This is a genomic window from Streptomyces sp. NBC_01241, from assembly GCF_041435435.1.
GTDB lineage: Bacteria > Actinomycetota > Actinomycetes > Streptomycetales > Streptomycetaceae > Streptomyces.
Genome location: NZ_CP108494.1, coordinates 6220228 through 6244395 on the forward strand (window position 1 = coordinate 6220228; position 24168 = coordinate 6244395).

Consider the following 24168-nt stretch of genomic DNA (forward strand, 5'->3'; position numbering starts at 1 on the left):
CCCGGACGGTGCACCCGGGACTTCAGGTCGTGCACACGAGATAGCGGAAGACGTTCGGCATCCAGATCGTGCCGTCCCTGCGCAGATGCGGACGCAGAGCCTCCGCGACCTCCTTCGCCACCCGGTCCTGGTCCGTCGCCACAACCGCCGCGTCGAAGAGCCGCGTCGACAGCAGTCCCCGCACCGCGCTGTCCATGTCCGCGTACCCGAACGGGCACGCCACCCGGCCGGAACCGTCCGGGCTCAGACCGGCCCGGAACGCCACTTCCTCCAGATCGTCCCGCTCCCACGGCCGCCAGCCACCGGTGCGCGGCGCCCGGACCCCGTCGGAGAGCCGCCCCGCCACCCGCAGCACCGGCGCCGTCGCGCACCGCTCCGGCGGACCCCACCCGGCCAGCACGACCGTGCTTCCCCGGGCAGCCAGCGGTACGGCCGACCGCAGCGCGTCCACGAGCCGTTCGCCGTCACCGGATGAGCAGCCGATCGGAGTGAATGCGGTGATCAGGCCGTACGGCGCCCCGTCGGCCGAAGCTGCCGCGGACGGATCACCGTCGACGAGCCGGGCGTGCCCGGCCGGAGTTCCGGCATCGCTCCCCGGATCGGGCAGCAGCCGGCCGCGGGCGAGCGCCAGCCGTTCGGTATCGGTGTCGACGCCGGTGACGCGCGCGCCGCGCGCGGCCGCTATCAGCAGCGCGAGACCGGAGCCACAGCCGAGGGAGAGCAGCCGGGTGCCGGTTCCCACTTCGAGCCGCTCGTACACCGCTTCGTACAGCGGTGCGAGCATCCGCTCCTGGATCTCGGCCCAGTCCCGGGCACGGGTACCCGGATCCACCGGGGTGGCCGTGTCCGCGTAGCTGTGGTGCCGGACGAGCGTAGGTGTCATGGAAGCGCCCCAATCCGCCGAGAGGTCGGTCGTGTCCGATCGGTCGTGCCCGAGTGGATGCTCCCCCCTGTGTGTCTGCGCCCGTCCCCCGTATGTCAGAGAACTGCGCATCCGAGCCCGCGTCCAGAGGTCTGATGGCAATGGTTGTGTGCTCCGGTGCTGCGCCCGTGCGTACGGCCCGTGGAGGCAGGGCCAGTCGCTCCGTGTGGTGGACGGTGTCGCCGTACGATGCGCGCCATGGCAAAGGCACCCGTTCTCACGCCCCAGGCCGAGGACTTTCCCCGCTGGTACCACGATCTGATCAACAAGGCCGAACTCGCGGACAACGGTCCGGTGCGCGGCACCATGGTCATCCGGCCGTACGGATACGGCCTGTGGGAGCGGATGCAGCAGGAGATGGATGCCCGGATCAAACAGGCGGGCGCCCGGAACGCTTACTTCCCGCTCTTCATCCCCCAGTCTTACCTGACACGCGAAGCCGAGCACGTCGAGGGCTTCGCACCGGAGCTCGCGATCGTGACCCGCGGCGGCGGAAAAGAGCTCGAAGAGCCCGTGGTAGTGCGGCCGACGTCCGAAACGATCATCAACGAGTACTTCGCGAAATGGGTCCAGAGCTACCGGGATCTGCCGCTGCTGATCAACCAGTGGGCGAACGTCGTGCGCTGGGAGATGCGCCCGCGGATCTTTCTCCGCACGACGGAATTCCTCTGGCAGGAGGGCCACACCGCCCACGCCACCTACGAGGAGGCCCGGGAGTACGCCGCGTACATCCACCGGGACGTCTACGCGGACTTCATGGAAAACGTCCTCGGCATCGATGTGGTCCTGGGCCGCAAGACCCCGGCCGAGCGGTTCGCCGGAGCCGTCAACACCTTGACGCTCGAAGGAATGATGCGGGACGGCAAGGCCCTGCAACTGGGCACGAGCCACGAACTCGGCACCAACTTCGCCCGGGCCTTCCACACCAGCTATCTGTCCAGGGAAGGCAGGCAGGAGCTCGTCTGGCAGACCTCCTGGGGCTCCTCGACCCGCATGGTCGGCGGTCTGATCATGGCGCACGGCGACGATCACGGCCTCCGGGTGCCGCCGCGCCTCGCTCCCGTCCAGGCCGTCGTCCTCGCGGTCAAGGACGACGACGCGGTACTGGCCGCGGTCCGGTCGGTCGGGGAGCGGCTGCGCGCCGCGGGGATCAGGGCCGAGGTCGACGAACGCACCGACACCCCGTTCGGCCGCCGCGCAGTCGACTGGGAACTGAAGGGCGTGCCGGTACGGGTCGAGATCGGCCCGCGCGATCTGGCGGACGGCACCGCGATGCTCGCCCGGCGGATCCCCGGCGGAAAGGAACCGGTGGCCATCGACGCCCTGACCGAGCTGCTCCCGACGGTCCTGGAGGAGGATCAGGCAACCCTGCTGCGGGAGTCCCGGAGCCGGCGCGAGTCGGCCACCAGCGAGGTCGCGTCCGTCGAGGAGGCCGTGGAAGCGGCGGCCGCGGGCGGCTGGGCGCGTATCGCCTGGTCGGCCCTCGGCCCGGCGGGGGAGGCCCGACTCGCGGAGCACGGGGTGTCCGTGCGGTGCCTGGTCGCCGGCGACGGGTCCGTGCCGGACGCGGACGACGCCCCCGGTACTGTCGCCCTGGTGGCCCGCGCCTACTGACGCCCCACCCGCCTCCGGGGCCGCCCGACGGCCCGGCGTACGGTTGCCGTCTACGCCCGGGCGTACGGGGCGCTACGTACCACCTTGGTGTGAGCTGTGAGGCTTCTCCGCAGATCAGCGCACCCGCCCTCGTCAGGACGCATCAATGGCAACTGACTGGTACGTGCAAATTATTTGGGATGGCCCGGAATCGGAACACCGGGGCCCTCGTGCTCGTTGTCACGACGTGAGCACGACACCACCTGTACTTGCCGCAGAGCTGGCGCAGGCGTGGGCCGACATTCAGCGGTACCACCCCGAGCTGCCCGATCTAGCCGCGCCAGAGTCCCTGATCGGAGAGTCCTCGTCCGCCTGTGGCGCCGAACTCTCCTTCGAGCGACTGCTTCATGAGGCAGTCCACGGCATCGCCGCCGCGCGAGGTGTCCGCGACACCTCGCGGGCCGGCCGCTACCACAACCGACGATTCCTCGCGATCGCCGAGGAGCTGGGCCTCGATCACGCCGAGGAGCCCCACCCCAGCAGCGGCTTCTCGCTGGTCACGCTCAACCCCGAGGCCAAGCGGAGGTACCGCCCGACGATCGAGCGGCTGCAGCGCGCCCTCAAGGCGCATACGGTCGCCACCGCCGCCGACACCAAGCGTTCTTTCCGCGGACCGGCCGCCCGGCACGGCTCCTCCGGCGGGGGCGTCCGCGTCAAGGCGGTCTGCGACTGCGGACGCAATGTGCGGGTCGTCCCGTCGGTGCTGGCGCAGGCGCCGATCGTCTGCGGTGGCTGCGGGAAGCCGTTCCGTATCCCCGAAGCGGCGGTCGCGGTGGGGTGACCCGACGCGGTGTGGCACAATGGCTAGCTGTACTCGACAGTCGCACAGGACCCCTCTCTCCTCCGGCTGACGCGTCCATCGGGCACCCGAGTACCGCAACCCCACGTGGCATCTTCGTTGTGCCCAACCACGTCATAGACCAGGAGACACCACTTCCGTGGCAGTCAAGATCAAGCTGAAGCGTCTGGGCAAGATCCGTTCGCCTCACTACCGCATCGTCGTCGCCGACTCCCGTACCCGCCGTGACGGCCGGGCCATCGAGGAGATCGGCCTGTACCACCCGGTACAGAACCCCTCGCGCATCGAGGTCAACTCGGAGCGTGCGCAGTACTGGCTGTCCGTCGGCGCCCAGCCGACCGAGCCGGTTCTCGCGATCCTGAAGCTCACCGGTGACTGGCAGGCCCACAAGGGTCTCCCGGCCCCCGCGCCGCTGCTGCAGCCGGAGCCCAAGGCCGACAAGCGCGCCCTGTTCGAGGCCCTGGCCAAGGACACCGGCGAGGAGTCCAAGGGTGAGGCCATCACGCAGAAGGCGAAGAAGTCCGACAAGAAGGCGGACGAGGCTGCTGACGCGGCTGCGTCCACCGAGTCGACCGAGGCCTGAGCATGCTCGAGGAGGCTCTCGAGCACCTCGTGAAGGGCATCGTCGACAACCCTGACGATGTGCAGGTCGCCTCGCGCAACCTGCGCCGTGGTCGCGTGCTGGAGGTCCGGGTCCACCCCGACGACCTCGGCAAGGTGATCGGCCGCAACGGTCGTACCGCACGCGCGCTGCGTACCGTCGTGGGCGCCATCGGCGGCCGTGGCATCCGCGTCGACCTCGTCGACGTGGATCAGGTTCGCTGACAGAGTTGAACACCGGCACGGGCCGGGGAGGGCCATGTGCCCACCCCGGCCCGTCGTCGTACTGCAGGGTCGTAGGACAGGAGAAACACAAGGTGCAGTTGGTAGTCGCGCGGATCGGCCGTGCCCACGGCATCAAGGGCGAGGTCACCGTCGAGGTGCGTACGGACGAGCCGGAGCTGCGGCTCGCGCCCGGGGCCGTACTCGCCACCGAACCGGCCGGCGCCGGACCGCTGACGATCGAGACCGGCCGGGTGCACAGCGGACGGCTGCTGCTGCGCTTCGAGGGCGTACGCGACCGTACGGCTGCCGAGGCCCTGCGCAACACGCTCCTGATCGCCGAGGTCGATCCGGCGGAACTCCCCGAGGACCCCGAGGAGTTCTACGACCATCAGCTCATGGACCTCGACGTGGTCCTCGCCGACGGTACCGAGATCGGCCGGATCACCGAGATCACGCATCTGCCGTCCCAGGACCTCTTCATCGTCGAGCGGCCGGACGGCAGCGAGGTGATGATCCCGTTCGTGGAGGAGATCGTCGCCGAGATCGATCTCGAAGCGCAGCGCGCCGTGATCACCCCGCCGCCCGGTCTGATCGACGAGAGCCAGGCTGTGATCGACTCCTCGCGGGACGAAGACCGCGAAGCAGAGGACGACGGGGACGAGGCGCCCGGGGCCGGGAAGGACGCCTGATGCGCCTCGACGTCGTCACGATCTTCCCGGAGTACCTGGAGCCGCTGAACGTCTCCCTCGTCGGCAAGGCTCGCGCACGCGGCCGCCTCGACGTGCACGTGCACGATCTGCGCGACTGGACGTACGACCGGCACAACACGGTCGACGACACCCCGTACGGCGGCGGCCCCGGCATGGTCATGAAGACCGAGCCGTGGGGCGAGGCGCTGGACGACGCGCTGGCGGCCGGGTACGAGGCCGGGGCGCACTCCCCGGTGCTCGTGGTACCCACACCCAGCGGCCGCCCGTTCACCCAGGAGCTCGCCGTCGAGCTCTCCGAGCGGCCGTGGCTGATCTTCACGCCGGCCCGCTACGAGGGCATCGACCGGCGGGTGACGGACGAGTACGCGACCCGTATGCCGGTCGTCGAGGTGTCCATCGGGGATTACGTGCTGGCCGGCGGGGAAGCCGCGGTACTGGTGATCACGGAGGCGGTGGCCCGGCTCCTGCCCGGCGTGCTCGGCAATGCCGAATCACACCGGGACGACTCCTTCGCCCCCGGCGCGATGGCCAATCTGCTGGAGGGGCCCGTCTACACCAAGCCGCCCGAGTGGCGCGGCAGGGGCATCCCGGACGTCCTGCTCAGCGGGCACCACGGGAAGATCGCGCGCTGGCGGCGGGACGAGGCGTTCCGTCGCACCGCCCTCAACCGGCCCGATCTGATCGAGCGCTGCGAGGCGAGCGCCTTCGACAAGAAGGACCGCGAGATCCTCTCCATCCTCGGCTGGTCACCGGAGCCCAAGGGCCGATTTTGGCGCAGGCCCGAGGCCGTGGAAGAATAGGCCGCTGCTGTCCGTCCGACGTGCGCCCCTGCCACAGGGGGAAAGCGACCGTTGTGTTCCCCATGGACATGGGGATGGTCCCGACGCCCGCCCGACGTGATCAGCACCCCGAATTCATCACTCTCCCGTCGATGACCTGTGGCATCGGCGAAGAAAGCAGACAACATGGCTTCCCTGCTCGATGGCGTCAACGCCGCCTCGCTGCGTACCGACGTCCCGGCCTTCCGCCCCGGCGACACCGTCAACGTCCACGTGCGAGTGATCGAGGGCAACCGCTCCCGTATCCAGCAGTTCAAGGGCGTAGTCATCCGCCGCCAGGGCTCGGGTGTCAGCGAGACCTTCACGGTCCGCAAGGTCTCCTTCAGCGTCGGCGTCGAGCGCACCTTCCCGGTGCACAGCCCGATCTTCGAGAAGATCGAGCTCGTCACCCGCGGTGACGTCCGTCGCGCCAAGCTGTACTACCTCCGTGAGCTGCGCGGCAAGGCCGCGAAGATCAAGGAGAAGCGCGACAACTGAGCTGACTCCCAGGTCCACAGGACGGCCGGATAAGCTCTGGCTCCGATGGACACGGAAGCCAAGCCCACGGAGCGCGACCGCTCCTTCGCACCCGCAGCAGGGTCGGAGGAGGGGTCGCGCTTCTCGCGTATCCCGGACCGGCTGACCGCTTCGATGTCATGGCGGCGGACCGCCGCGCTCGGTGCCGTCTGCTCGGTCTTCGTGCTGATCGTCAGCGCCTTCGTGGTGCAGCCCTTCCTGATTCCCAGCGGCTCGATGGAGCCCACCCTGCGGGTGGGGGACCGGGTGCTGGTGAACAAGTTGGCGTACCGTTTCGGCTCTGTACCGCGGCGCGGCGATGTCGTGGTATTCGACGGCACCGGTTCCTTTGTGCAGGAGCCGCCCCGGGAGAATCCCGTCACCGGGCTGCTGCACGGTGCGGCAGCGTCCCTGGGCCTGGCGGAGCCCGCCGAGACGGACTACGTGAAGCGGGTGGTGGGCGTGGGGGGCGACCGGGTGGTCTGCTGCGACAAGCGGGGACGGGTCGAGGTGAACGGCAGCCCGGCCGACGAGGACTACCTGTATCCGGGCGATGCGCCGTCCGGGGTGCGCTTCGACATCGTCGTCCCCGACGGCACGCTGTGGATGATGGGCGACCACCGCAGCAATTCCCGCGACTCGCGCGACCACCTGGGAGAGCCGGGTGGTGGCATGGTCCCGGTCGACATGGTGATCGGCAGGGTGGACTGGATCGGCTGGCCGCTGGGCCGGCTGGGCTCGCTGCCGGACAGCACGGCCTTCGCCGGTCCACGGGTGCCGGGCGGGGCCCATGGGTAGCCGACGGCGGGGGCAGGGCGGAGACGATCCGGAGATACCGCCGCCGTCCGGCGCCGGGCCGGCGCCCGCGCGCTCGCTGCCGACCAGGGCGGAGCGGCGCAAGCTCGCCCGCAAGGTCAAGCGGCGGCGGCGCGGGTCGGCCGTCCGGGAGATCCCCGTTCTCATCGTCGTGGCGCTGCTGATCGCGCTCGTCCTCAAGACCTTCCTGGTGCAGGCCTTCGTGATCCCGTCCGGATCGATGGAGCAGACCATCCGGATCGGCGACCGGGTGCTCGTGGACAAACTGACGCCCTGGTTCGGATCGAGGCCCCAGCGCGGCGACGTCGTCGTCTTCAATGACCCGGGCCACTGGCTCAAGCAGGAGAACACCGTCAAGAAGGACCCGCCCGTCGTCGTCAAGCAGGCGAAGGAAGCGCTGACCTTCATCGGGCTGCTGCCGTCGGACAACGAGCAGGATCTGATCAAGCGGGTGGTCGCGGTCGGCGGCGACACGGTGAAGTGCTGCGACAAGAACGGCCGGATCACCGTCAACGGCGTACCGCTCGACGAGCCCTATCTCTATCCCGGCAATCCGCCCTCCCTCATCAAATTCGAGGTAAAGGTTCCGGCCGGACGGATCTTCGTGATGGGCGACCACCGGTCGGATTCGGCCGATTCGCGCTACCACCTGGACGAGCCGGGACACGGCACGGTTTCCGAGGACGAGGTCGTGGGACGTGCTGTCGTCATCGCCTGGCCCTTCGGGCACTGGCGAAAACTGGAGGAAACGGCAACTTTCGACTCGGTCCCTGACGCGCGCGCCGGGACGGCTGCTGCCTCGGGCCCGTCGAATAGTGTGGTGTCCAAGGATCCCAACGGAATGATCCCTCTCCCGACCCCTGCGGAACTCCCGCTCGTTATGGGAGTGGTGGGCCTGCACCGGCTAGGGCGCAGGCGGTGGCACGGAGTAAGGAGTGGATGTGGGGGATTTGGCGGTCGGCGCACGATCCGGATACGAGGAACCCGAGGACCGGCCTGACAATCCGGAGAATGTCGAGTCCGCCGGGGCGACGGACCGCGCGGAGGGTGACGGCGACTCTCCGGACGACGGTGGTACGGCCCAGAGGAAGCCGCGCTCCTTCTGGAAGGAGCTGCCTCTGCTCATCGGCATCGCGCTGGTTCTCGCGCTGCTGATCAAGACGTTTCTGGTACAGGCGTTCTCGATCCCCTCGGACTCGATGCAGAACACGCTCCAGCGGGGCGACCGGGTGCTGGTCGACAAGCTGACCCCGTGGTTCGGTGCGGAGCCCAAGCGCGGCGAGGTCGTGGTCTTCCACGACCCGGGCGGCTGGCTGGAGAACACCCAGGCGGCCAATCCCAATGTGGTGCAGAAGTTCCTCAGCTTCATCGGACTGATGCCGTCCGCCGAGGAGAAGGACCTGATCAAGCGGGTCATCGCGGTCGGCGGCGACACAGTGGAGTGCAAGAAGGACGGCCCTGTCGTCGTCAATGGCAAGGCCCTGGACGACAAGTCGTTCATCTTCCCGGGGAACACCCCCTGCAACGACGAGCCGTTCGGCCCGATCCAGGTTCCCAAGGGCCGGATCTGGGTGATGGGCGACCACCGCCAGAACTCCCTCGACTCCCGCTATCACCAGGCGCTCCCGGGTGGCGGCACGGTCTCCGACGACGAGGTCGTCGGCCGTGCCATCGTCGTGGCCTGGCCGATCAACCGCTGGTCGACCCTGCCCGTCCCGAAGACCTTCGACCAGCCGGGGATCAACGCGGCGATGGGCCTGGCCCCCGGAGCACTCGGCGTGGCCGGTGCGCTGCCCATCGTGCTGTGGCGTCGCAGGAAGCTGACCAGCGGGCGTACCGCCGGGTAGTGTGCCGACTCGGATCAGCGGTTGTCGATCTCCGAGGTGGTGGCGCTGGGATGAGTGCAATAGGACGTACAGGTGACGGCCACGGCCGGCTCGGCAGCATGTTGTCGGGGCTGGCCGTGGCCGTCGGCTGTGTGCTCTTTCTCGGAGGGTTCGTCTGGGGGGCCGTGGTGTACCGGCCCTACACGGTGCCCACCGGGTCGATGACACCGACGGTGCATGCCGGTGACCGGGTACTCGCCGAGCGGATCGACGGCAGTGAGGTGCACCGCGGCGACGTGGTGGTCTTTACCGATCCGGCGTGGGGTGACATACCCATGGTGAAGCGGGTCGTCGGGACCGGCGGCGACACGATCGCCTGTTGCGACAAGGGCCGGCTCACGATCAACGGCAAACGCGTTGAGGAACCGTATCTGCAGACCGAGGGGCTCGCCTCCCTGAAGAACTTCACTGCGGATGTGCCCAAGGGGCAGCTCTTCCTGCTCGGTGACGAGCGCAGTTCATCGTTGGACTCCCGGGTCCATCTGAAGGACCCGGGGCAGGGTTCCGTGCCGCGCAGCGCGGTGCGGGCCCGGGTGGACGCCATCGCCTGGCCGATGAACGGCATGGTCGGGCGGCCGCCGGCCTTCGCGTCCTTCCCGGGCGGGGTGTCGTCGCCCGGGCCGTTGCGGCTGCAGCTCGGCGCCATGGCGGCCGGTGTGGTGCTTATCCTCGGCGGTGCCGCGTACGGCCCGATCGCGGCGCGGTCCGCGCGATCGGACCGCAGGCGGGACAAGCGGGAAAGGGCGACGGCCGGTGCACACTGAGCAGCGGAAGGTCGCCCGGGTGGTACTCCTGGACCCCGACGACCGCATTCTCCTGATACACGGGTTCGAACCGGAGGACCCCCGGAGCACCTGGTGGTTCACCCCCGGTGGCGGCCTGGAGGGCGCGGAGACCCGGGAACAGGCCGCGCTGCGCGAGCTCGCCGAGGAGACCGGGATCACCGATGTCGAGCTGGGCCCGCTGCTCTGGCAGCGGCTGTGCTCGTTCCCGTTCGACGGGCGCCGCTGGAACCAGGACGAGTGGTACTTCCTGGCACGCACGACGCGGACCGCCACCGACACCAGCGGAATGACCGGGCTGGAGCAGCGCAGCGTCGCAGGTCTGAGGTGGTGGACCTCCGCCGAACTGTCGGCGGCGCGTGAGACGGTGTATCCGACCAGGCTCGCCGAGTTGCTGCGGACGCTGCTCGACGAGGGTCCTCCGTGTACGCCAATGGTTCTGGCCCCCGAAATCGCCTAAGCGCCCGGGGACACCGGGGCCTGGCGCACAATGGGGGCACGCACGGCTGAAGGGGAACATGCCAATGAGCGCCGAGGACCTCGAAAAGTACGAGACCGAGATGGAGCTGAAGCTCTACCGGGAGTACCGAGATGTCGTCGGTCTGTTCAAATATGTGATCGAGACCGAACGGCGCTTCTACCTCACCAACGACTACGAGATGCAGGTGCACTCGGTCCAGGGCGAGGTGTTTTTCGAAGTATCCATGGCGGACGCCTGGGTCTGGGACATGTACCGGCCCGCACGCTTCGTCAAGCAGGTACGCGTGTTGACGTTCAAGGACGTCAACATCGAGGAGCTCAACAAGAGCGATCTCGAACTTCCGGGCGGCTGAGCCCGCTCTCCGAGGGAGACCCAGGGGGCATCCGCGGAGGATTCGAGGGAAGACCCGAAGGGGATCGCTCGTCGCCTCCGGAGGACTGCCCCCACCTTCGGGTGATCCCCGGCTTCGGGGGATCGATTCCCACCTCCGAGTGGCCGAGTTGTCCACAATCCACGAGTTGTCCACCAAGATCCACAAGCCGGGGCCGAACGCGTCAGAGTCGGTCCCGGAGGTGGTGCCGATATGAACGCACGGGGGGCACTCGGGCGGTTCGGCGAGGATCTGGCGGCGCGACTGCTGACCGAAGCAGGCATGTCCGTACTGGAACGGAACTGGCGCTGTCGTGCCGGTGAGATCGACATCGTCGCGTTGGACGGCGACGCACTCGTGGTCTGCGAGGTGAAGACCCGCAGGTCGGGTGCCTTCGAACACCCGATGGCGGCGGTCACCCCGGTCAAGGCGGATCGGCTGCGACGGCTGGCCGGGATCTGGCTCCACCGGCACGGCGGCCCGCCGCCCGGCGGCGTCAGGATCGACCTGGTCGGCGTGGTGCTGCCCAGGCGTGGAGCGCCCGTCGTCGAGCATGCGCGCGGGGTGGCCTGATGGGGTTCGCGCGGGCGTGTTCAGTGGCGCTCGTCGGCGTCGAGGGCGTGGTGGTGGAGGTTCAGGCGGACCTGGAGGCGGGGGTGGCCGCGTTCACCCTGGTGGGGCTGCCGGACAAGAGCCTGGTGGAGAGTCGGGACCGGGTCAGGGCCGCGGTCGTGAACTCCGGGGCCGAGTGGCCACAGAAGAAACTCACGGTGGGTCTGTCACCGGCCTCCGTGCCGAAGGGCGGCTCCGGATTCGATCTGGCGGTGGCCTGTGCGGTGCTGGGCGCGGCGGAGCGGATCGATCCGGAGTCCATCGCCGATGTGGTGATGATCGGTGAGCTGGGGCTCGACGGTCGGGTGCGGCCGGTGCGCGGAGTACTGCCCGCCGTGCTCGCCGCGGCGGACGCCGGGTACCGCCAGGTCGTCGTGCCCGAGCAGACCGCGGGGGAGGCGGCGCTGGTGCCCGGGGTCTCGGTTCTCGGGGTGCGGAGCCTGCGGCAGCTGATCGCGGTGCTCTGCGACGAGCCGGTGCCGGAGGAGCGGCAGGCCCACGACGAGGGGCGCCCCGACACCATGCTGGCCGGGCTGATGGTGCCCGGTGCGGGGATCGGCACCGGGCTCGCCCGGGGGCCCGACCAGGGCGACGGCAACCTGCCGGATCTCGCGGACGTGGCGGGGCAGTTGCGGCCCCGCAAGGCGCTGGAGGTCGCCGCGGCGGGGGGTCACCATCTGCTGCTCTCCGGGCCGCCGGGTGCCGGCAAGACCATGCTGGCCGAGCGATTGCCGGCGATCCTGCCCGCGTTGACGAGGAAGGAGTCCCTGGAGGTCACCGCGGTGCACTCGGTGGCCGGCATTCTGCCGTCGGGGGAACCGCTGGTTACCCGGGCGCCGTACTGCGCACCGCACCACTCGGCGACCATGCAGTCGTTGGTCGGCGGGGGCAACGGGCTGCCGAAGCCCGGTGCGGTCTCCCTGGCCCACCGAGGGATTCTCTTTCTGGACGAGGCACCGGAATTCTCCATGCGGGTGCTGGACGCGTTGCGCCAGCCACTGGAGTCGGGGCACGTGGTGGTGGCACGCAGCGCCGGGGTGGTGCGGCTGCCCGCCAGATTCCTGATGGTGCTGGCCGCCAATCCCTGCCCGTGCGGCCGGCACAGACTCAGCGGCGCCGGTTGCGAGTGCGCACCGTCGGCGGTCCGCCGCTATCAGTCGAGGCTCTCCGGGCCCCTGCTCGACCGGGTCGATCTGCGGGTGGCCGTCGATCCCGTCAGGCGCGAGGACCTGATGGGGCAGAGCGGCAGGGGCGAGTCGACGGCGACCGTCGCGGCCCGGGTCCGGGAGGCGAGGGCGCGGGCGGCGGAACGGCTGGCCGGCACGGCGTGGACGACCAACAGCGAGGTGCCCGGCCACGAGCTGCGGACCCGGCTGGTCGCTGCACCGGGCGCGCTCATGGAAGCCGAACGGGACATGGAACGCGGCATGCTCACGGCTCGGGGCCTGGACCGGGTGCTGAGGGTGGCGTGGACCGTCGCCGATCTGCGCGGTGCCGACCGGCCGGAAGCCTCCGACATCGCGGTGGCGCTGGAACTGCGGACCGGGATCCCCCGGGGCACCCTGATGAAGGCCGGAGCCTCATGACCGTGCGGGCGGCCCATGACCAGGGGCAGCACCTGGGGCGCGCACCGCGACGGGACCCGGAGCGAGGCGCGGGGCCCGAGCCAGGATGGGAGGGGGAGCCGGGAGTGGCGGTGAGCGATCGGGAACGCCTGGCGCGGGCCGCGCTGACCCGCATCCTGGAGCCGGGGGACGAGCGCGGCGGCCGATGGCTGCGCGAACTCGGCGCCGTCGAGCTGATACGGCGGATCACCACCAGGGACGGGGCCGCAAAGCAACTGACCGGAATGACTCCGAAACGTCTCGACGGGTACCGGTTACGGGCCGAGAGCGCCGAGCCCGAGCAGGACCTCGCGGCAGTCGCAGCATTCGGTGGACGGTTCGTCTGCCCCGGCGAGCGGGAGTGGCCCAGCCAGCTCGACGACCTGGGAGACGCCAGGCCGACCGGCTTGTGGGTGCGGGGACCGCGCGATCTGCGGCTCTGGGCGCTGCGCTCGGTCGCCGTGGTCGGTGCCCGTGCCTGCACGCCGTACGGCTCCCACATGGCGGCGAGCCTCGGTGCGGGTCTCGCCGAGCTGGGGTGGGTGGTGGTTTCGGGAGCGGCGTTCGGGGTGGACGGGGCAGCTCATCGTGGCGCGCTCGCTGTCGATGGGGCGACGATGGCGGTCCTGGCCTGCGGCGTGGACGTCGCCTATCCCCGGGGCCACGCCGAGCTGATCGGACGCATGGCGGAACAGGGGCTCGTCATCGGCGAATTGCCACCATCCGATCATCCGACCCGCAGCAGGTTCCTTCTCCGGAACCGGGTCATCGCTGCGTTGACGCGCGGGACGGTGGTGGTCGAGGCCGAATACCGCAGCGGTTCGCTGGTCACCGCACGCTGCGCGCAGCGGCTCGGCCGCTTCACCATGGGTGTGCCGGGCCCCGCCACCAGTGGGTTGTCGGCAGGAGTCCATGAACTGCTCCGCGGGGAAGGCATTCTGGTGACGGACGCCGCGGAAGTAGCCGAACTGGTGGGGGACATCGGTGAACTGGCCCCGGCCAGGCACGGCCGCGTACACCCCAGGGACCTGCTGGACGCCGTCTCCGCCAGGGTCCTCGACGCGCTGCCGTCGCGCGGGGCCGTCAGCGGGCGCGAGGTGGCCCGCGCGGCGGGAACCAGCGCCGACGAAGCGCTCGGCAGACTGTACGAACTGCACTCACTGGGGTTCGTCGAACGCGATGGCGACGGATGGCGGTTGACGCCGCGACGTATATGCAATGGCGACGCGCGGCGAGGCGGTACTTGACCTGGAGCATTCGGGTGAAAAGGTGATGCCGATGACCTCGGCGGATCCTTCGGCGACGCTTCCGGGGCCGGCGCACGAGGCGACGGCCCCGGAACTCAGGCATGTTCGATCGACCGGAATGGCACAGCGCCGATCCGCTGTCCTGCGCGGACCGCGACGCCTCAGTCACGCTACGCTCGCAAGGATTCCGACTCAGACACAAGTCCCCCAGCACTTCACAGCAGAACGGCTCAAGGCACCACATGCCCCAGCACACCTCCGGGTCTGACCGCGCGGCAGTACCACCGGCTGCGCGTGGCACTGTGCGCCCCCCTGCCCCCTCCTCGCTCGACGAGTTGTGGCGTTCCTACAAGTCCACGGGCGACGAGCGGCTGCGGGAGCAGTTGATCCTGCACTACTCGCCGCTGGTGAAGTACGTCGCGGGCCGGGTGAGTGTGGGCCTGCCTTCCAACGTCGAGCAGGCGGACTTCGTCTCCTCGGGCGTCTTCGGACTGATCGACGCGATCGAGAAGTTCGACATCGAGCGCGCGATCAAATTCGAGACGTACGCGATCACCCGCATCCGGGGCGCGATGATCGACGAACTCCGGGCGCTGGACTGGATCCCGCGCTCGGTGCGCCAGAAGGCGCGGGCGGTGGAACGTGCCTACGCCACGCTGGAGGCACAGCTGCGACGCACTCCTTCCGAGCCGGAGGTCGCTGCGGAAATGGGCATCGCGCTGGAAGAACTGCACGCGGTTTTCAGCCAGTTGTCGCTCGCGAACGTGGTCGCGCTGGAGGAGCTCCTGCACGTCGGCGGCGAGGGCGGCGACCGGCTGAGCCTGATGGACACGCTTGAGGACACCGCTGCCGACGATCCGGTCGAGGTCGCCGAGGACCGTGAGCTCAGGCGGCTGCTCGCCCGGGCGATCAACACGCTTCCGGAGCGTGAGAAGACGGTCGTCACGCTCTACTACTACGAGGGCCTCACGCTCGCCGAGATCGGCAACGTGCTCGGGGTCACCGAGAGCCGTGTCAGCCAGATCCACACCAAATCGGTGCTGCAACTGCGCGCGAAACTGGCCGACGCCGGCCGCTGACCCCCTCCTGGTGGCCGGTGCGGTTGTGGCTGCTTCGACCACCAACAGGGGCCTTACGCGCCCTCTCGGACACCGGTCGCCGTAGAGTGGACGGGTGCCCAGGATTCGAGCGGCCTCGGTGGCCGAGCACCGGACCATGCAGCGCGGCGCCCTCCTGGACGCCGCCCGCTCCCTGCTGTCCGAGGGGGGTACGGAGGCGTTGACCTTCCCCGCCCTCGCCGAACGCACGGGCCTCGCCCGGTCCTCCGTCTATGAGTACTTCCGCTCCCGTGCGGCCGTCGTCGAAGAGCTCTGCGCCGTCGACTTCCCCGTCTGGGCGGCCGAGGTCGAAGGCGCGATGGAGCAGGCCGCCACGCCGGAGGCGAAGATCGAGGCCTACGTACGGCGACAGCTCGACCTCGTCGGCGACCGCCGCCACCGGGCGGTCGTCGCGATCTCGGCGAGCGAACTGGACGCGGGCGCACGCGAGAAGATCAGGGCCGCGCACGGCGGGCTGATCGCCATGATCGTCGAGGCGCTCGGCGACCTCGGCCACGAACAGCCGAGGCTGGCGGCGATGTTGCTGCAGGGCTCGGTGGACGCCGCGGTGCGGCGTATCGAACTCGGCGTGGCGGAGGAGCCGGGCGTGATCGCGGACACCGCTGTCGCCATGATCCTGCGCGGCGTACAGGGCGTACAGGGCGTACAGGGCGTGCAGGGCGTGCAGGGCGTACAGGGCTGACGTCGGCGTCGCACGGCGGCGACGAGCAGAACGCCGGGGGCGGCGAGTCCGTCCCCGGCCCCCTCGGCCGAGGGCCGCGGCTCCGGTACGCCGAACACCGGCAGCAGCCGGGACGGCCCCCGCCGCAGCAGCCCGGGCGGCAGCAGCGACAACGGATCCAGATACGCGGCACCGCGCCGCAGCCCCCAGTGCAGACAGCCCGACGCGCAGTGGAAGGGCCCCGCCTCCATGACTGCCACGACCTGTCCCGCCACCACCTCCTCGTCCTTCGCGACCAGCGCGCGCACCGGCTCGTACGTGGTCCGCTGCGGTGGATCACCCGTCCCGGCCACCTCGATCGCCAGTACCCCGCGTCCCGCCACACGCCCCGCGAACGAGACCCGGCCCGAGGCTGCGGCGAGCACCGTCGTGCCCGGTTCCGCGGCGAGATCCACCCCGCGGTGGCCCCGCCCGTAGGCGTCGGCCGGCGGCTCCCATCCCCGTACGACCGCGGGCCGCCCGGCCAGCGGCCACACGGCGGCAGGCGCGGCCCCCGTCCCTGCCGCTGTTGCGACCGGCGCACCGCACAGCGTCGCGAGAAGGGTCACCACCGCCACGAGCGCGGCCTCGCGGAACCGGAGTCCGCGCACGCGCCGGAGTCCGCGCACGAGCCGGAGTCCGCGCACGAGCAGGGAAAGGGAAACGGTCGGATCGGGTGTGCATCGCATGGCAGAACGGTCCCGTGCCGCGCGGATTCGCGGGGATCATGGTCCAGATCTGTGGACTACCGACCGGTTGTGGACAACGCCGTCACCCGGCACCCGGCCCGTCCCGTACACTTCCTATGGCGATCCGGGTCACCGGGTCGACTTCGCACGCCCCGCCATCTCCCTCTCTGCGGATGGTGGCCGCGCTCCTCGGTCCCTTGTGGCACGGCGCGTCGGGGCGTCAGGCGCGACAGCAATCCTGCGGTCGCGGCAACCGAGCACCTCAAGGAGTACGGCCATGGCCGTCGTTACGATGCGGGAGCTGCTGGAAAGCGGCGTCCACTTCGGTCACCAGACCCGTCGCTGGAACCCGAAGATGAAGCGCTTCATCTTCACCGAGCGCAACGGCATCTACATCATCGACCTGCTCCAGTCGCTGTCGTACATCGACCGCGCCTACGAGTTCGTCAAGGAGACCGTCGCCCACGGCGGCTCCATCATGTTCGTCGGTACCAAGAAGCAGGCCCAGGAGGCCATCGCCGAGCAGGCGACGCGCGTCGGCATGCCGTACGTCAACCAGCGTTGGCTCGGTGGCATGCTCACCAACTTCTCCACCGTCTACAAGCGCCTTCAGCGTCTGAAGGAGCTCGAGCTCATCGACTTCGAGGACGTGGCCGCCTCCGGCCTCACCAAGAAGGAGCTCCTGGTCCTCTCCCGCGAGAAGGCCAAGCTGGAGAAGACCCTCGGTGGTATCCGCGAGATGCAGAAGGTGCCGAGCGCCGTCTGGATCGTCGACACCAAGAAGGAGCACATCGCCGTCGGTGAGGCGCGCAAGCTCCACATCCCGGTCGTCGCGATCCTCGACACCAACTGCGACCCCGACGAGGTCGACTACAAGATTCCGGGCAACGACGACGCGATCCGCTCCGTCACCCTGCTCACCCGCGTGATCGCCGACGCCGTCGCCGAGGGCCTCATCGCCCGTTCCGGTGCCGCCACCGGTGACTCGAAGCCGGGCGAGAAGGCCGCCGGTGAGCCGCTCGCCGAGTGGGAGCGCGACCTGCTCGAGGGCGACAAGAAGGCCGACGCCGAGGTGCAGACCTCCGCCGAGACCGAGAAGGTTGCGGACGCTGCCGAGACGCCGGCCGAGGCCGCCGCCGAGGCCCCGGCCGCCGAGGCCCCGGCCGCCGAGGCCCCCGCCGCCGAGGCTCCGGCCGTGGACGCCGAGCAGGCCTGACACCTCCGTCTCCGTCACGGCTGAATGACGGCGGGGCCGGTGCCACGAGCACCGCCCCCGCCGTTTACCCGTAGATCTTTCAGACTTCGAGAGAGAAACACAGACTCATGGCGAACTACACCGCCGCTGACGTCAAGAAGCTCCGCGAGCTGACCGGCGCCGGCATGATGGACTGCAAGAAGGCGCTCGACGAGGCCGAGGGCAACGTCGACAAGGCCGTCGAGGCGCTCCGTATCAGGGGTCAGAAGGGCGTCGCCAAGCGCGAGGGCCGTTCTGCCGAGAACGGCGCCGTCGTCTCCCTCATCTCCGAGGACAAGACCTCCGGCGTTCTGCTCGAGCTGAAGTGCGAGACGGACTTCGTCGCCAAGGGCGAGAAGTTCCAGACCGTCGCCAACACGCTCGCCGCCCACGTCGCCGCGACCTCCCCGGCCGACCTGGCCGAGCTGCTCGCCTCCGAGATCGAGGCCGGCAAGACCGTTCAGGCGTACGTCGACGAGGCCAACGCCAACCTCGGCGAGAAGATCGTCCTGGACCGCTTCGCGCAGTTCACCGGCGGTTACGTGGCTGCGTACATGCACCGCACGATGCCCGACCTCCCGCCGCAGGTCGGTGTCCTGGTCGAGCTCGACAAGGAGAACGCCGAGGCCGCCAAGGACGTCGCGCAGCACATCGCCGCCTTCGCCCCGAAGTACCTCAACCGCGACGAGGTCCCGGCCGAGACGGTCGAGAACGAGCGTCGTGTCGCCGAGGCCACCTCTCGTGAGGAGGGCAAGCCGGAGGCCGCCCTTCCGAAGATCGTCGAGGGTCGCGTCAACGGTTTCTTCAAGGACGTCGTCGTCCTGGAGCAGGCGTTCGCCAAGGACAACAAGAAGTCCGTCCAGAAGGTTCTGGACGAGGCCGGTGTCGCCCTGAAGCGCTTCTCGCGCATCAAGGTCGGCATCTGAGTCCGTCCGCGAACAACGGTGGACCCCGTTAGGGTCCAGTGCAGTCGTCGGCCGCACTCATGCCGTACGACCGCAGATCTGACGAGGAGGCCATTGCCGCTGAGGGACACCAGACCCACCGGCAATGGCCTTCTTCGTATGTGCACGAGGAGAATCTCCATGAACAAGGGCGCGGACGCCGCCAAAGGTGACCACAAGCGCGAGGACGGCAAGGTGCCCGGACGCTTCATGCTGAAGCTGTCCGGAGAGGCGTTCGCAGGCGGCGGAGGTCTCGGCGTAGACCCCGACGTCGTACACGCCATCGCCCGGGAAATCGCGGCAGTCGTCCGCGGCGGCGCGGAAATCGCGATTGTCATCGGCGGCGGCAACTTCTTCCGCGGTGCCGAACTTCAGCAGCGCGGCATGGACCGGGCCCGGTCCGACTACATGGGCATGCTCGGCACGGTCATGAACTGCCTGGCTCTCCAGGACTTCCTGGAGAAGGAGGGCATCGACTCCCGGGTCCAGACCGCCATCACCATGGGACAGGTCGCGGAGCCGTACATCCCGCTGCGCGCCGTGCGCCACCTGGAGAAGGGCCGCGTCGTCATCTTCGGCGCCGGTATGGGGATGCCGTACTTCTCCACCGACACCACCGCCGCCCAGCGTGCCCTGGAGATCGACGCCCAGGCGCTGCTCATGGGCAAGAACGGCGTGGACGGGGTCTACGACTCCGACCCGAAGACCAACCCCGACGCGGTGAAGTTCGACGCCCTTGAGTACAGCGAGGTGCTCGCCCGCGATCTCAAGGTCGCCGACGCCACCGCCATCACGCTCTGCCGTGACAACCAGCTGCCGATCCTCGTCTTCGAACTGACCGCCACGGGCAATATCGCCCGCGCGGTCAAGGGTGAGAAGATCGGCACGCTCGTGAGTGACCAGGGCACCCGGGCCTGAGAACCGGGGGGCCTTCCCGGGAAGCCGCGGGAGGGCCCGGGGCCTGTGGGGAACACCCCGGGACAGGTCCCGAAGGATGGACAACGGCCTGCCGGTCGGACACCGTGCAGGTGAGGACGCGACCCAGGACCCGCCGGGCCCGAGCACGCCGGGCCCACTCAAGACACGCAGGAGCACGTGGTGATCGAAGAAACCCTCCTTGAGGCCGAGGAGAAGATGGAGAAGGCCGTCGTCGTAGCGAAGGAGGACTTCGCCGCGATCCGTACCGGCCGTGCCCACCCGGCGATGTTCAACAAGATCGTCGCCGACTACTACGGCGCGCTGACCCCGATCAACCAGCTCGCCTCGTTCTCGGTGCCCGAGCCGCGCATGGCCGTCGTGACGCCGTTCGACAAGAGCGCTCTGCGCAACATCGAACAGGCCATCCGCGACTCGGACCTCGGCGTCAACCCGAGCAACGACGGCAATATCATCCGAGTGACCTTCCCGGACCTCACCGAGGAGCGTCGTCGCGAGTACATCAAGGTCGCGAAGACGAAGGCCGAGGACGCCAAGATCTCCATCCGGGCCGTGCGCCGCAAGGCCAAGGAGACCCTCGACAAGCTGGTCAAGGACAAGGAGACCGGCGAGGACGAGGTGCGTCGCGCCGAGAAGGAACTCGACGACACCACCGCGAAGTACGTCGCGCAGGTCGACGAGCTGCTCAAGCACAAGGAAGCCGAGCTGCTCGAAGTCTGATGAACGACTCTTCCTGGGGCGCCCCGCAGAGAGCCGGCCACTGGGGTCCGCCCGAGACGCAGGCAGCTCCGGCGGGTCCTGCATACGATGTGCATGGCGCCCAGCAGACTCGGCCCATGCCCATCGTGCCGGACGCCCCCGACGCAGGTAGAGACGCTGACGACCGTGATGACCGGGACCGGGGGGCCGCACGCCTGAGCGGCGGCCCCCTGTTCCGCGACGAGAAGCCGCAGGAGCCCATGTCCACCGCGCCGCCTCCCCCGCAGAAGAAACGTGCGGGTCGTGACCTGCCAGCTGCCATAGGGGTCGGTGTGGGGCTCGGCGCCGTCATCGTCGCCTCGCTGTTCATCGTGAAGGCCGTCTTCGTCGGTGTGATCGCCGTCGCCGTCGTCGTGGGCCTGTGGGAGCTCACCTCCCGGCTGGAGGAGCGCAAGGGCATCAAGGCGCCGCTCATCCCGCTGGCGGTCGGTGGCGCTGCGATGGTCGTGGCCGGATACGCACGGGGCGCCGAGGGCGCCTGGGTGGCGATGGCGCTGACCGCGCTTGCGGTGCTCGTCTGGCGGATGACCGAGCCTCCGGAGGGCTACCTCAAGGACGTCACGGCCGGCGTGTTCGCCGCGTTCTACGTGCCGTTCCTGGCCACCTTCGTCGCCATGCTCCTGACCGCGGACGACGGGCCGCAGCGGGTGCTCACCTTCCTGCTGCTGACCGTGGTCAGCGACACGGGCGCGTATGCCGTCGGCTGGCGCTTCGGGAAGCACAAGCTCGCGCCGCGCATCAGCCCCGGGAAGACCCGCGAGGGCCTGTTCGGGGCCGTCGCCTTCGCGATGGCCGCCGGTGCGCTGTGCATGCAGTTCCTGATCGACGGTGGTTCCTGGTGGCAGGGGCTGCTGCTGGGGCTTGCGGTCGCGGCCACCGCCACCCTCGGTGACCTGGGCGAGTCGATGATCAAGCGGGACCTCGGAATCAAGGACATGGGCACGCTGCTGCCGGGGCACGGCGGCATCATGGACCGGCTGGACTCGCTGCTGCCGACCGCCCCGGTGGTCTGGCTGCTGCTGGTGCTGTTCGTGGGCTCCGGCTGATCCCCCGAGCTCTACCTTCCTGACCTGGGCTTTTGCGAGTGAGGGTCCGTTGTCCACAGGGCGGCGGGCCCTCACTGTTCTGTCTGCGACACTGGATGGACCATGCCTAAGCCCGGAGAACTCACTTTCGTCGCGCCCCGCGGAGCCAAGAAGCCGCCGCGGCATCTCGCCGACCTCACGCCCGCCGAGCGCAAGGAAGCCGTTGCCGCGATCGGCGAGAAGCCGTTCCGCGCCCAGCAGCTCTCGCAGCACTACTTCGCGCGGTACGCGCACGACCCGGCGGAGTGGACCAACATCCCGGCCGCTTCGCGGGACAAGCTCGCCGAAGCGATGTTCCCTGATCTGATGTCCGTGGTCCGCCACATCAGCTGCGACGACGACACCACCCGTAAGACGCTGTGGAAGCTGCACGACGGGACGCTCGTCGAGTCCGTCCTGATGCGCTACCCGGAGCGGGTGACGATGTGTATCTCGTCACAGGCGGGATGCGGGATGAACTGCCCCTTCTGCGCCACGGGACAGGCCGGTCTCGACCGCAATCTGTCGACCGCGGAGATCGTGCACCAGATCGTGGACGGCATGCGGGCGCTGCGCGACGGGGAGGTCCCGGGAGGCCCGGCGCGGCTCTCCAACATCGTCTTCATGGGCATGGGCGAACCGCTGGCCAACTACAAGCGGGTCGTCGGCGCGATCCGCCGGCTGACCGACCCGGAGCCGGACGGGCTGGGGCTCTCGCAGCGCGGGATCACCGTCTCCACCGTCGGCCTGGTGCCCGCGATGCTCCGCTTCGCCGACGAGGGCTTCAAGTGCCGTCTCGCCGTGTCGCTGCACGCTCCGGACGACGAACTGCGCGACACGCTCGTCCCCGTGAACACGCGGTGGAAGGTGCGTGAGGTGCTGGACGCCGCGTGGGAGTACGCGGAGAAGTCCGGCCGTCGCATCTCCATCGAGTACGCGCTGATCCGGGACATCAACGACCAGGCCTGGCGCGGCGATCGGCTCGGCCGGCTCCTCAAGGGGAGGCGGGTGCACGTCAACCTGATCCCGCTGAACCCCACGCCCGGGTCCCAGTGGACCGCGTCGCGTCCCGAGGACGAGAAGGCCTTCGTCGAGGCGATCGCGGCACACGGGGTGCCGGTGACCGTGCGGGACACCCGCGGCCAGGAGATCGACGGCGCCTGCGGGCAGCTGGCGGCGGCCGAGCGCTGAGGCCGGAACGGCCCGTGTAACCTGGGCCTGAAATCAACTTCATAGAATCAACTTCATATTCCGACAGGGGAGCGCCACAGCGCTGAGAGTGCGGCACCGAGGACAGGTCGGCCGCAGACCCTCTGAACCTCGCCCGGGTCATTCCGGGTAGGAAGTTCGGTCATCAACTCATGCTGTTGCGCCCTGCCCGCCTCCCGTGGGCAGGGCCGCGTCTCTTCCTGGCCAAAACCCAGGAGGAATCCACAATGAGCACCACGCGCAGGACCAAGCAGCTCGCGGCGACGGCCGTTGCCGCCGCGCTCGGCGTCACCGCGCTTGCCGGATGCGGGAGTTCCGATACGTCGGACTCCGGTTCCGGCTCCGAGAAGAGTTCGGGCTCGAAGACCGTGACGCTCGTCAGCCATGACTCCTTCAACGCCTCCAAGGACGTGCTGAAGGAGTTCACCGAGCAGACCGGCTACACCGTCAAGGTACTGAAGAGCGGCGACGCGGGTGTCGCGCTCAACCAGGAGATCCTGACCAAGGGCTCCCCGCGCGGTGACGTGTTCTTCGGCGTCGACAACACCCTGCTCTCCCGCGCCCTCGGCAGCGGCCTCTTCACGCCGTACGCGGCGAAGGGCATCGACCAGGTGGCGTCCGATACCCAGCTCGACGCCGCCGAGCACCGGGTCACGCCGATCGACACCGGCGACATCTGCGTCAACTACGACAAGAAGTACTTCGCCGACAAGAAGCTCGCGCCGCCGCAGTCCTTCGAGGACCTGACGAAGCCCGCGTACAAGAACCTCCTCGTCACCGAGAACGCCCAGACCTCCTCGCCCGGCCTCGGCTTCCTTCTCGGCACCGTCGCCACCTACGGAGAGAAGGGCTACCAGGACTACTGGAAGAAGCTGAAGAGCAACGGCGTCAAGGTCGTCGACGGCTGGGAGCAGGCGTACAACGAGGAGTTCTCCGGCTCCGCGGGCGGCAAGAAAGCCAAGGCCGACCGGCCGCTCGTCGTCTCGTACGCCTCCAGCCCGCCCGTCGAGGTGCTCTACGCGAAGCCGCAGCCCACCGCCGCCCCGACCGGGGTCGCCACCGGGACCTGCTTCCGCCAGATCGAGTTCGCGGGGCTGCTGAGCGGCGCGAAGAACGAGGCGGGCGGCAAGGCCCTGCTGGACTTCCTGATCAGCAAGAGGTTCCAGGAGGACATGCCGCTGAACATGTTCGTGAACCCGGTCACCAAGGGCGCGAAACTGCCGGAGCTCTTCACGAAGTTCGGTGCAACGGTGGACAGGCCGACGACCGTCGCCCCGGACAAGATCTCCAAGAACCGTGAGCAGTGGGTCCAGTCGTGGTCCTCGCTCGTAGTGAAGTAGCGAAGACGCCCGTGCGCGCAACGGGCGCGGGCGGGCAGGGCCCGGGCGGTACGGGTGCGCACCGGGACGGGCCGCGTGGTGAGGAGCCGCGCGGCCGCTCCGGGCACGCGGACGTCGCGCGCGCGAAGGCGTGG

26 protein-coding genes and 1 pseudogene are annotated in these 24168 nt (G+C 69.3%); 25 read left to right on the forward strand and 2 right to left on the reverse strand.

Annotated features, from left to right (window positions below):
• Positions 1–22 precede the first annotated feature (22 nt).
• Positions 23–883, reverse strand: coding sequence for a class I SAM-dependent methyltransferase (locus OG306_RS28020; protein ID WP_266748921.1), 861 nt, complete (start codon positions 881–883; stop codon positions 23–25).
• 237 nt (positions 884–1120) lie between these two features.
• On the opposite strand from OG306_RS28020, the gene proS reads away from it, so the two are divergent.
• The 18 genes from proS (at position 1121) to OG306_RS28110 (ending at position 15841) form a co-directional block, all read left to right on the forward strand.
• Entirely contained in the window at positions 1121–2536 is a 1416-nt protein-coding gene (gene proS, locus OG306_RS28025) for a proline--tRNA ligase (RefSeq protein WP_266748923.1), read from the forward strand.
• A gap of 226 nt (positions 2537–2762) precedes the next feature.
• Positions 2763–3356: a hypothetical protein gene (locus tag OG306_RS28030; RefSeq protein WP_030928573.1), complete on the forward strand. Its 594-nt coding sequence runs from the start codon at positions 2763–2765 to the stop codon at positions 3354–3356.
• Between the two features lie 157 nt (positions 3357–3513).
• Positions 3514–3957: a 30S ribosomal protein S16 gene (gene rpsP, locus OG306_RS28035; RefSeq protein WP_266748924.1), complete on the forward strand. Its 444-nt coding sequence runs from the start codon at positions 3514–3516 to the stop codon at positions 3955–3957.
• Positions 3958–3959: 2 nt separating this feature from the next.
• Entirely contained in the window at positions 3960–4199 is a 240-nt protein-coding gene (locus OG306_RS28040; RefSeq protein WP_005311361.1) for an RNA-binding protein, read from the forward strand.
• Positions 4200–4291: 92 nt separating this feature from the next.
• Positions 4292–4888 carry a ribosome maturation factor RimM gene (rimM, locus tag OG306_RS28045; protein ID WP_266748925.1) on the forward strand — a complete coding sequence of 199 codons (597 nt, stop codon included), beginning with the start codon at positions 4292–4294 and terminating at the stop codon, positions 4886–4888.
• Positions 4888–5709: a tRNA (guanosine(37)-N1)-methyltransferase TrmD gene (gene trmD / locus OG306_RS28050; RefSeq protein ID WP_266748927.1), complete on the forward strand. Its 822-nt coding sequence runs from the start codon at positions 4888–4890 to the stop codon at positions 5707–5709. Before rimM ends, trmD begins: the two co-directional genes overlap by 1 nt.
• A gap of 165 nt (positions 5710–5874) precedes the next feature.
• Positions 5875–6225, forward strand: a complete 351-nt coding sequence (gene rplS, locus OG306_RS28055; RefSeq protein WP_093899094.1) for a 50S ribosomal protein L19 — start codon at positions 5875–5877, stop codon at positions 6223–6225.
• Positions 6226–6270: 45 nt separating this feature from the next.
• On the forward strand, positions 6271–7041 hold the full coding sequence (lepB, locus tag OG306_RS28060; RefSeq protein ID WP_266748928.1) for a signal peptidase I: 771 nt from the start codon (positions 6271–6273) through the stop codon (positions 7039–7041).
• Entirely contained in the window at positions 7034–8059 is a 1026-nt protein-coding gene (gene lepB, locus OG306_RS28065) for a signal peptidase I (protein ID WP_266748930.1), read from the forward strand. The genes lepB (OG306_RS28060) and lepB (OG306_RS28065) overlap by 8 nt, the downstream gene beginning before the upstream one ends.
• The gene (gene lepB, locus OG306_RS28070; protein ID WP_266752494.1) at positions 8010–8906 is read left to right on the forward strand and encodes a signal peptidase I; all 897 of its coding nucleotides are present in this window, start codon (positions 8010–8012) and stop codon (positions 8904–8906) included. The genes lepB (OG306_RS28065) and lepB (OG306_RS28070) overlap by 50 nt, the downstream gene beginning before the upstream one ends.
• Before the next feature lie 50 nt (positions 8907–8956).
• Positions 8957–9709 carry a signal peptidase I gene (gene lepB / locus OG306_RS28075; RefSeq protein WP_266748932.1) on the forward strand — a complete coding sequence of 251 codons (753 nt, stop codon included), beginning with the start codon at positions 8957–8959 and terminating at the stop codon, positions 9707–9709.
• The gene (locus tag OG306_RS28080) at positions 9699–10187 is read left to right on the forward strand and encodes an NUDIX hydrolase (RefSeq protein ID WP_266748933.1); all 489 of its coding nucleotides are present in this window, start codon (positions 9699–9701) and stop codon (positions 10185–10187) included. The genes lepB (OG306_RS28075) and OG306_RS28080 overlap by 11 nt, the downstream gene beginning before the upstream one ends.
• A gap of 64 nt (positions 10188–10251) precedes the next feature.
• Positions 10252–10560: a DUF2469 domain-containing protein gene (locus OG306_RS28085; protein WP_003965949.1), complete on the forward strand. Its 309-nt coding sequence runs from the start codon at positions 10252–10254 to the stop codon at positions 10558–10560.
• A 231-nt stretch (positions 10561–10791) separates the two neighbouring features.
• Positions 10792–11151: a YraN family protein gene (locus OG306_RS28090; protein WP_266748934.1), complete on the forward strand. Its 360-nt coding sequence runs from the start codon at positions 10792–10794 to the stop codon at positions 11149–11151.
• On the forward strand, positions 11151–12776 hold the full coding sequence (locus OG306_RS28095) for a YifB family Mg chelatase-like AAA ATPase (protein WP_266905248.1): 1626 nt from the start codon (positions 11151–11153) through the stop codon (positions 12774–12776). Before OG306_RS28090 ends, OG306_RS28095 begins: the two co-directional genes overlap by 1 nt.
• Positions 12777–12886: 110 nt before the next feature.
• Positions 12887–14041 carry a DNA-processing protein DprA gene (dprA, locus tag OG306_RS28100; protein ID WP_266748962.1) on the forward strand — a complete coding sequence of 385 codons (1155 nt, stop codon included), beginning with the start codon at positions 12887–12889 and terminating at the stop codon, positions 14039–14041.
• A gap of 242 nt (positions 14042–14283) precedes the next feature.
• Positions 14284–15120 carry an RNA polymerase sigma factor WhiG gene (gene whiG, locus OG306_RS28105; protein ID WP_266748964.1) on the forward strand — a complete coding sequence of 279 codons (837 nt, stop codon included), beginning with the start codon at positions 14284–14286 and terminating at the stop codon, positions 15118–15120.
• A 118-nt stretch (positions 15121–15238) separates the two neighbouring features.
• The gene (locus OG306_RS28110) at positions 15239–15841 is read left to right on the forward strand and encodes a TetR/AcrR family transcriptional regulator (RefSeq protein ID WP_327259639.1); all 603 of its coding nucleotides are present in this window, start codon (positions 15239–15241) and stop codon (positions 15839–15841) included.
• Positions 15842–16053: 212 nt separating this feature from the next.
• Here OG306_RS28110 and OG306_RS28115 read toward each other — a convergent pair.
• Positions 16054–16548 (reverse strand): annotated as a pseudogene (locus OG306_RS28115) (peptidoglycan DD-metalloendopeptidase family protein); the annotation flags it as partial.
• 277 nt (positions 16549–16825) lie between these two features.
• Here OG306_RS28115 and rpsB point away from each other — a divergent pair.
• The 7 genes from rpsB to OG306_RS28150 all read left to right on the forward strand — a co-directional run bounded on the left by rpsB (position 16826) and on the right by OG306_RS28150 (position 24034).
• The gene (gene rpsB / locus OG306_RS28120) at positions 16826–17764 is read left to right on the forward strand and encodes a 30S ribosomal protein S2 (protein ID WP_371665705.1); all 939 of its coding nucleotides are present in this window, start codon (positions 16826–16828) and stop codon (positions 17762–17764) included.
• A gap of 107 nt (positions 17765–17871) precedes the next feature.
• Positions 17872–18708: a translation elongation factor Ts gene (gene tsf, locus OG306_RS28125; protein ID WP_266748967.1), complete on the forward strand. Its 837-nt coding sequence runs from the start codon at positions 17872–17874 to the stop codon at positions 18706–18708.
• 159 nt (positions 18709–18867) lie between these two features.
• Positions 18868–19644, forward strand: coding sequence for a UMP kinase (pyrH, locus tag OG306_RS28130; protein ID WP_266748968.1), 777 nt, complete (start codon positions 18868–18870; stop codon positions 19642–19644).
• Positions 19645–19824: 180 nt separating this feature from the next.
• Complete coding sequence (gene frr, locus OG306_RS28135; RefSeq protein ID WP_266748970.1) at positions 19825–20382, forward strand: ribosome recycling factor; 558 nt, start codon at positions 19825–19827, stop codon at positions 20380–20382.
• A complete protein-coding gene (locus tag OG306_RS28140) occupies positions 20382–21467 on the forward strand; it encodes a phosphatidate cytidylyltransferase (RefSeq protein WP_266748971.1) in 1086 nt (361 codons plus the stop codon). The genes frr and OG306_RS28140 overlap by 1 nt, the downstream gene beginning before the upstream one ends.
• A gap of 102 nt (positions 21468–21569) precedes the next feature.
• Positions 21570–22676 carry a 23S rRNA (adenine(2503)-C(2))-methyltransferase RlmN gene (gene rlmN / locus OG306_RS28145; protein WP_266748973.1) on the forward strand — a complete coding sequence of 369 codons (1107 nt, stop codon included), beginning with the start codon at positions 21570–21572 and terminating at the stop codon, positions 22674–22676.
• 245 nt (positions 22677–22921) lie between these two features.
• Positions 22922–24034, forward strand: coding sequence for a thiamine ABC transporter substrate-binding protein (locus tag OG306_RS28150; RefSeq protein ID WP_266748974.1), 1113 nt, complete (start codon positions 22922–22924; stop codon positions 24032–24034).
• The last annotated feature ends 134 nt before the right edge of the window (positions 24035–24168 follow it).